Here is a 7,348-nt window from a genome sequence, read left to right as displayed (position 1 = left end):
CGGGTGGACTACGCGGAGCTGCGGGGCTTCGTGGCGGCCGCGAGCCAGGGCATGGACGACGTGCGAGGCCAGCCGCGCGTGTTCATCCAGCCGCCCGCGTTGGATCGCGCGTTCGCGCTGACGGACCTGGGGGATGCCGCGTCGCTGGGCTACCTGCTGGTGCCCACGGGCCTGGAGGGCCGGCTGTGGGTGGAGGATGCGCGCGGCATCCGCGTGGTGGAGCTGCACAAGGAGCGCGAGCGCCCGCTGGTGGTGTCGCTGCCCGTGGGTCGGGGCTACTACCTGCGCGCGAGCGGACGGGAAGCGGCGTTCGCCCTCAACCGCGCGACCGAGGTGGTGGACGCGGGCGGGCTGCCCTGGCGTGAGACGAGCGTGGCGGCCCGGGGCGCCGTGGAGGACGCGCTCCGCGACAAGCTGTTCGCCGTGCCCTTCGGGCCGCGCTTCTACCGGGGCTACATGGCGAGCCTCGGGCTGACGCCGACGTCGGGCGACGCGGACGACGCGGACGTGGCCCGAGCGCCATGAGTCTGTCCGCCGCGCCCCTCCTGCTCTGGCTCACGCAGGGTGCCGTCCCGTGCGACGCGAACACGCGCGTGGTGCTCGTCCCCTTCGAGCGCGTGGCCCTGCCGTCCGCCGAGGCCCGCGCGTTGGAGGACGCCACGCGGCGCGCGGTGGCTGCCCTACCGGATGCGTGTCTGGAGTCGCGCGACGCCACGGTGGCGAGGCTGCGCGCGTCGGGAGCGTCGCTGTCCGCGTGTGGCAACGCGGAGTGCCGGAGCGCGCAGGTCGGGGCGCTGGGTGCGCGCAGGCTCGTGCGCGGCGTCGCGCTGGGCGTGGGAGGCAGACGCAGCGTGGCGCTCACGGTGACGGACGCGCGAGGCCCGGAGACGCGGGCGCACTTCGAGGCACCGGCCGCGACTCCGGGCGAGGCGGAAGCCCGGGCCCGACAGGCGCTCCAGCAGGTCTGGTCTCCGCTGGGAACCGCGAAGGCGGCGCCTCAAGGTTCGCGCCTCCTGCCCAAGGTGTTGCTGGGCGCGGGTGGCGTGGCGCTCGCGGTGGGCGTGGGCTTCGGGCTCGCGGCGAGGAGCACGGAGTCACGGGTGTCTAAGAACGGTGGCGAGTGCGCAGCAGCCGGAGAGGGCTTCACGGATTGCTTCTCCGCGCGGCTCGACGACGGACGAAGGCAGGCGCGCACGTCCAACGTTTTGCTGGGCGTGGGTGCGCTGCTCGGTGTCGGCGGTGCGCTGTCGTTCGTCTGGGAGCTGCCATGAGCACGCGCCGGATCGCATGGGCGAGCGCGTTCCTCCTCGCGGTGGGAGCCTGCACGTTCGCGCCGGACCTCTCGCGCTTCTCCGCGTGCGATGCGTCGGGAGGCTGTCCCTCGGGCACCACCTGCCTCACCTCGGAGAACCGCTGTCTGCCGTCTTGTGGCGAGGGCCGCACGTGCGACGCCCCCGGATCCGAGGACGACGACTCAGGCACGACCACCGATGCCGGTGCGACGACGGATGCGGGCACCCCTGACGCGGGCGCGACGGATGCGGGTGACGTGCCCGACGCGGGGCCCCCCGCGCTCGCGCTGGAGTCCACGCTCCTCACGGAGGGCATCGAGACCCAGCCCTACTCCGCCTCGCTCCAGGCCCGCGGTGGAACGCCGCCGTACACGTTCAACGCCACCGGGCAGCTCCCCGCGGGATTCTCGCTCGACACCGAGGGCCGGCTCACCGGCACGCCCACGCGCGCGGGCGATGCGTTCCTTCCGGTGGAGGTGACCGACCAGGGCACCCCCATGAAGCGCGCCAGCGGCAACCTGCTGCTGCGCATCCGTCCCCTGCTGCGACTCGCGGGCCCGGGGCCGCTCGCGGACGTGCCCCTGAACCGCGCCTACTCGGAGCGCCTCTCCGCCACCGGAGGCCAACCGCCGTACCGCTTCGCCCTCACCTCCGGACAGTCACTGCCCACCGGGCTCACGTTGTCCGACAACGGCAGCGTCACCGGGACGACGGCGCAGCAGGGCACGCAGGACTTCCGCGTGGAGGTGACGGACAGCGCCACGCCGCCGCAGACCGCCACCCGCGTGCTCTCCCTCACGACGGTGGACGCGCCCGGGTTCGTCAAATGCCTCTCGCGCGCGGTGCCGGACGGCCGCGTGGGCACCGAATACAGCTACACCCTCAAGACAGTCGGCGGCTCCGGCACGTTCGCCTGGAGCGTGAAGAGCGGGGAGCTGCCCCCGGGCATCGTGCTGGACACGCAACAGGGCCTCCTCTCCGGGACGCCCACCCGCGCGGACACGTTCACCTTCGTCATCGGCATCGCCGACCTGCTGACCAGCGACCAGCAGACCTTCTCCCTCAAGGTCGAATAGCGGGCGCGGCCGGAGTCCCCCCGTGCATCCAGGCTGTCACGCCCCAGGCAGCGCACTGCCACCCCTGGGAGGGAAGCGGCCTGGGAAGCGGTGCCTAGCCTCCCTGCCAGGGGCCGGACACCTCCGGCCGGGGGAGGCAGCATGCGGCAGGCACGGGGTTTCATCATCGCAGGGGCCATGGCGGCGTTGCTCACGGGGATGCCTGACGCGCAGGCGCGCGGTACGGTGGAGCTCGACGCGAAGGACAAGGTCGCGAACACCGGCGGTTACGATGTCCGGTGCGGTGACGTCATCACCGAGCACACGATGCTCACGCACGACCTGGCCTGCCCGGGCACGGCGCCCTTCGCGCTCAAGGTCGCCGGAGAGGGCATCGTCCTCGACCTCGGCGGATATCGCGTGTACCGCACCGGCCCGGAGAACGCTGACTCCGAGGGCATCGTCATCGAAGCCAGCAGCATGGTGCGCAACGGCACCATTCAAGGCTTCGGCCTGGGGTACGTGGTCAACCACGCCACCAACGTGCGGCTGCACGAGCTCGCGCTCCTCGACAACCGGATCGGCGTCTACAACCGGTCCAGCTACGTGAGGTTCCTCATCACGAGCTCCCGCTTCAGCGGCAACGGCGATGGGGTGAACCGTGAGTTCGACGCGTCGAATGGTGAGTTCGACATCCGCTCGACGGTGTTCTCGCACAACGAGCGCGCGATCCTCACGGGCTCCCACAACGTGGACGTGCTCGATTCGACCTTCACGTCGAACGGGCTCGCCATCTCCTGCTTCGGTGGCCGCGTCCGCTTCCGCTCCAGCACGCTCGTGGAGAACACCGCCGTGGGCACGATGCTGTTGGACTTCGGCGGCCCCAACACCTGCGCTGAGATGCGGTTCGAGAACTCGCTCATCGCGAACAACATCGCGCTCGCGCCTCCCACCGCCCCCGTCTGGGAGACGACCCGGCTCGCGATGATCAACTCGTGGGTCGTCGACAATGGCAGTGGCCTCGATGCCTCGGCCAACACCGTCTACATCGACGGCAACACCCTCTGGGACAACGGGGGCGGCCTGACCCTGTCCGACCTGCCGGAGGCCGTCCCCACCTCGCTCACGGGCATCGTCCGCAACAACCGCTTCCTGCGAAACGCCGGTGACGGCCTCCGAGTGCTGCCGCCCAGCACCCCTACGGTCATCAGCAACGTCGCCCTGGGCAACACGGGCTGGGGCATCCACGCGCCGACCGCCTACGACGGGGGCGGGAACGTCGCGCGGGACAACGGCGCGGGTGACTGCGTGGGCATCATCTGCGCCCCCTACTGACGTCTCGAAACGCACCCGGCGCGCATCACGGGTAGTGGTCCACCACCTGGATGATCCCCGTGTTGTCCTGCACCACGGAGAAGCCCTTCATGGGGCTGGGATAGGCGATGAGCCCCTCGCCGTCCCGGTCCCAGCGCGAGTCCAGCAGCACGCCGCAGAAGGGCACCGACGTGGCCCCGCTCTCCGGCGTGAAGATGCGGTCATACCGGCCGAACACGCGGTGCTTCGTCACGTAGAGCCGCCCGCCGATGCGCGCCCCCGGCAGCTTCACCTCCCCCACCCCCTGCGGCAGCGCGATGACGAAGCTGTAGTTGTACCGGGCCGGCCCCGGGTGGTCCTGGATGCTGTCCACGATGACGGGGATGCGGTCGCCGGGCTTCAACCCCAGCCGCTCCATCTGGAGCTGCGCCCCGCGAGGACAGCTCCCCTCCGGAGGCATCCACTTGGGACGCGGCGGCTTCGCGGACGCGTCCGGCCCGTGCTGACACGCGAGCGCGAGCAGCCCCAGCAGCGCCCATCCTCCCAATATCCCCCGGCGCGGACGCACGAATCGCAAAGCAGGAGCCTCCGGTCAGAACGTGCCGATGCTGAAGTGGAACTGCGTGGGCGCTTCGTTGAGGACCTCGTCGCGGTCCAGGTTGAAGCCCACGTCGAAGGCCAGCGGGCCCACGGGCGTCACGTAGCGCAGGCCCACGCCGGCCGCGTAGCGCAGCACCTTCGGGTCGAAGAGCGTGCGGTCCTGCCAGAGGTTGCCCACCTCGAAGAACAGGCCCAGGTCCACCGCCGCCACCGCGGGCACGCGCAGCTCCGCCTTGCCCAGCGTGTAGAGCTCGCCGCCCTGGCTCGCGGGCACCTGCCCGGAGAGCACCGCCTTCAAGTCGTCCGGACAGCCCGCGGGAGTAATCACCGCGCGGCACGCCGCCAGCCGCTGGTGCAGCACCTCGCGCACGTCCTGCGGCAGCACGCCGTCCTCGCGGAAACCTCGAAGGCTGGACGAGCCGCCCAGGTAGAACAGCTTGGAGCCGATGTTCTGCGAGCCCTGCGTCAGGGGCACGATGGTGCCCGCCCGCGCGCTCACCGCCACGCTCGCGCGGCGCCCCAGCGGCGCGTACGCGCTGACGCTGCCCGACAGCTTCACGCCGTCGATGGGGAACTCCGGCACGCGGTTGCCTGCCACGTCCGTGGGGTGCACGCTGATGCCGCGCATGAACTCCGCGCTGGTGCTCAGCACCATGCCCCGGCGCGGGTTGGCCGGATCATCCCGGAAGTCCAACGTCGCGGACGGCCTCAGCGAGTGCAGCGCGAAGTCGCCGTACGGGTAGCGCAGCCGCTCCTGATCCGCGCGGTTCACCAGCTCCAGCACGCCCTCGCGCGAGCGCAGCCGGTTGTTCTCCAGTTCGTACTGGAGCGACACGTTCACCCATGACGCCAGCGCCCAGTCCGCGCCCACCACCGCCGCGAACCGCGTGGACAGGTACGAGGGCCGGTGCACGCGCTCGCCAATCAGGTCCAACCGCGCGCCAATCTCCTGCGGCGCCAGGAAGGACAGCCGGGGCTGTGACAGCGCCAGGTTGCCGCGCCCGCCCAGACCGCTCAAGCCGTCCAGGTCGGACTCGCACGCCGCGCCGGACAGCTCCCCGGTGCTGCATCCCACGGGGAGCCGCGACGACGACAGCGCCTCCGCGCTCGCGCCCGCGTAGTTCACCTTGCCGCGCGCCAGCAGGTTCAGGCCCCGGCCATCCAGGTTGCGCCACGCCGTGTCCAGCGTGATGCGCGGACCGTCCACGAGGAAGTAGCCGCCGGACACCTCGCCGTCGATGCGCGGGCGCTCCTGCACCGTCACCAGCACGTCCTTGGCGGCCTCGCGCCGGTTGGGATCCGCCAGCGACACCTCCGCCTGCCGGAACAACCCCAGCCGCGACAGCCGGCGCTGCGCGTCCGCCAGCGCCTCCACCGACAAGGGCGACCCCGGCTTCAAGTCCAGCTGCGCCAGCACGACGTCCGGGTCGGTGCGCTTGAGCCCCTGGAGCAGCACCTGCCCCACGTGCACGCGGGGCCCGGGGTCCACGCGGAACACCACCTGCGCGGACGTGCCCTCCCCGTCCACCGACACCGCGTTGCTCACGTGCGCGAAGAGGTAGCCCTCGCGGCCCAACCCGCGCTCCAGCGCCGCCTGCGCCGCGTCCACCCGCTCGAAGCTCAGCGGCACACCCGTGGGCAGGAGCAGCGTCACCCACGCGGGGTCCACCTCCTTCGGCATGCCGTCGAAGCGGGGCGGACGCATCAGCGCCCGGGGCCCCTCCTCCACGTCGAAGTCCGCCTCCGCCGTGTGGTGGACCGCATCCACGGTGAGGCTCCGAAAGGTCACCTGCGCGGACGCGAAGCCCTGCTCGCGGTAGGCCGTCGTCATCGCGTCCACGGCCTCCAGCCACGCGTCCTCCACGTACACCGTGGACGGGTCCGGCGGGGACATCACGCTCGTGTCGAAGCGCCGCTCGCGGCCCTCCGTCTCCAGCGGATCCTCGCGCATGGGCAGGTCCAGCTCCGGCCACGTCTCCTGCACCGCCACCTGGCCCGTGAGCGCCCCGCGCAGCGCCTCCGACGACAGCGCCGCGTTGCCGTGGAAGCGCACCTCCGTCACGCGCAGCGGGTGGCCCTCGTCCACCTGGAAGCGCAGCACCGCCTGGTCCCCGTCCGGCTTCTCCGCCTCCAACGCCCGCACGCGCGCGTCGTGGAAGCCCCGCCGCCGGTAGAACGCCTCCAGCCGCCGCGCGAGCCGGCCCGCCACGGACGCGTCCATCGACTCCTCGCCGTCGTACGCCACCACGCGCGTCAGCAGCGAGTCCGGGAAGCGGCGGTTGCCCGTGAAGCGCAGGTGGAAGGCCGGCCCCGCAGCCAGTGGCACCGCGACGGACGCCTCACTGTCCTCCACGACGATGGTGGGTGGCCCCACCCACGCCCGCCAGTGCTGCCCCTCGCGCAGCAGCGCCCGCAGCCGGTCCAGGCCGCCGTCCAGCTTCGCCCGGTCGAACACCTCGCCGGGCTTCATCCCCAGCGCCTCCACGAGCTTTGGCAGGGGCAGCGCGGGGCTGCCGGAGAACGTCACCTGCCGCACGCGGGTGGGCTTGCCCTCCTCCACCACGAGCGTCACCGCCACGCCGCCCGCGGGCACCGGCTGCTCCTCCACCTGCACGGAGACGGCGTCGTAGCCCTTGCGCTGGTAGGCCTCGCGCACGGAGGCCGCCGCCGTGTCCAGCTCCTCCGGATCCAACGGCCCGCCCTCCAGGAGGCCGCTCGCCTCCAGCAGCTCGCCAGCCGTGAGCACGCGGTTGCCGCGCACCGCCACGTGCGAAAGCAGGGGCAGCGGCGTGAGCTGGAAGACGAGCCGCACCCCGCCGGGCACGTCCTCGGTGAGCGCCACCACGTCCGCGAAGCGCCCCGTGGCGAAGAGCTGCTCCACGGACCTGCGCACCGCGCCCGTCGTCAGCGCCTGTCCCTTGCGCACCGTGACGAGCCCGGAGAGGCCTTCGGAGTTCACCCCTTCCGGCAGGTGCAGCTCCACGGCCACCACGTCCGGGCCCGCGTCTTCGTCAGAGCCGGAGGAGCCGGAGCCGTCGGATTGCGCGGCGAAGGCGGGCTGCGCGCACACGAGGAGCAGCACCGCGG

The 7,348-nt window shown here is 72.2% G+C and carries 5 protein-coding genes and 1 pseudogene; 4 read left to right on the top strand and 2 right to left on the bottom strand.

The annotated features are described in order from the left end of the window. The 4 genes and pseudogenes from D7V97_RS14075 to D7V97_RS14060 all read left to right on the top strand — a co-directional run. Positions 1-525: pseudogene (locus D7V97_RS14075) on the top strand (hypothetical protein); the annotation flags it as partial. Continuing rightward, positions 522-1,271: a hypothetical protein gene (locus D7V97_RS14070; protein ID WP_120611144.1), complete on the top strand. Its 750-nt coding sequence runs from the start codon at positions 522-524 to the stop codon at positions 1,269-1,271. The pseudogene D7V97_RS14075 and the gene D7V97_RS14070, both read left to right, overlap by 4 nt. After that, positions 1,268-2,368: a putative Ig domain-containing protein gene (locus D7V97_RS14065; protein ID WP_120611143.1), complete on the top strand. Its 1,101-nt coding sequence runs from the start codon at positions 1,268-1,270 to the stop codon at positions 2,366-2,368. Before D7V97_RS14070 ends, D7V97_RS14065 begins: the two co-directional genes overlap by 4 nt. A gap of 141 nt (positions 2,369-2,509) precedes the next feature. After that, a complete protein-coding gene (locus D7V97_RS14060) occupies positions 2,510-3,682 on the top strand; it encodes a right-handed parallel beta-helix repeat-containing protein (protein WP_120611142.1) in 1,173 nt (390 codons plus the stop codon). 25 nt (positions 3,683-3,707) lie between these two features. Here D7V97_RS14060 and D7V97_RS14055 read toward each other — a convergent pair whose 3' ends face one another. Both D7V97_RS14055 and D7V97_RS14050 read right to left on the bottom strand, forming a co-directional pair. After that, positions 3,708-4,229: a hypothetical protein gene (locus tag D7V97_RS14055; protein ID WP_233582778.1), complete on the bottom strand. Its 522-nt coding sequence runs from the start codon at positions 4,227-4,229 to the stop codon at positions 3,708-3,710. A 24-nt stretch (positions 4,230-4,253) separates the two neighbouring features. After that, complete coding sequence (locus D7V97_RS14050; protein ID WP_120611141.1) at positions 4,254-7,343, bottom strand: POTRA domain-containing protein; 3,090 nt, start codon at positions 7,341-7,343, stop codon at positions 4,254-4,256. Positions 7,344-7,348: the final 5 nt, after the last annotated feature.

The organism is Corallococcus sp. CA053C, from assembly GCF_003611675.1.
Taxonomy (GTDB): Bacteria; Myxococcota; Myxococcia; order Myxococcales; family Myxococcaceae; genus Corallococcus.
The sequence above is the reverse complement of the archived record's forward strand: the minus strand, read 5'-3'. Positions and strand labels throughout refer to the sequence as shown.

What these genes read in the sequence shown, in the direction of transcription:
- D7V97_RS14070 (WP_120611144.1), top strand. Translation starts at nt 522, where the DNA reads ATGAGTCTGTCCGCCGCGCCCCTCCTGCTCTGGCTCACGCAGGGTGCC.
- D7V97_RS14065 (WP_120611143.1), top strand. Translation starts at nt 1,268, where the DNA reads ATGAGCACGCGCCGGATCGCATGGGCGAGCGCGTTCCTCCTCGCGGTG.
- D7V97_RS14060 (WP_120611142.1), top strand. Translation starts at nt 2,510, where the DNA reads ATGCGGCAGGCACGGGGTTTCATCATCGCAGGGGCCATGGCGGCGTTG.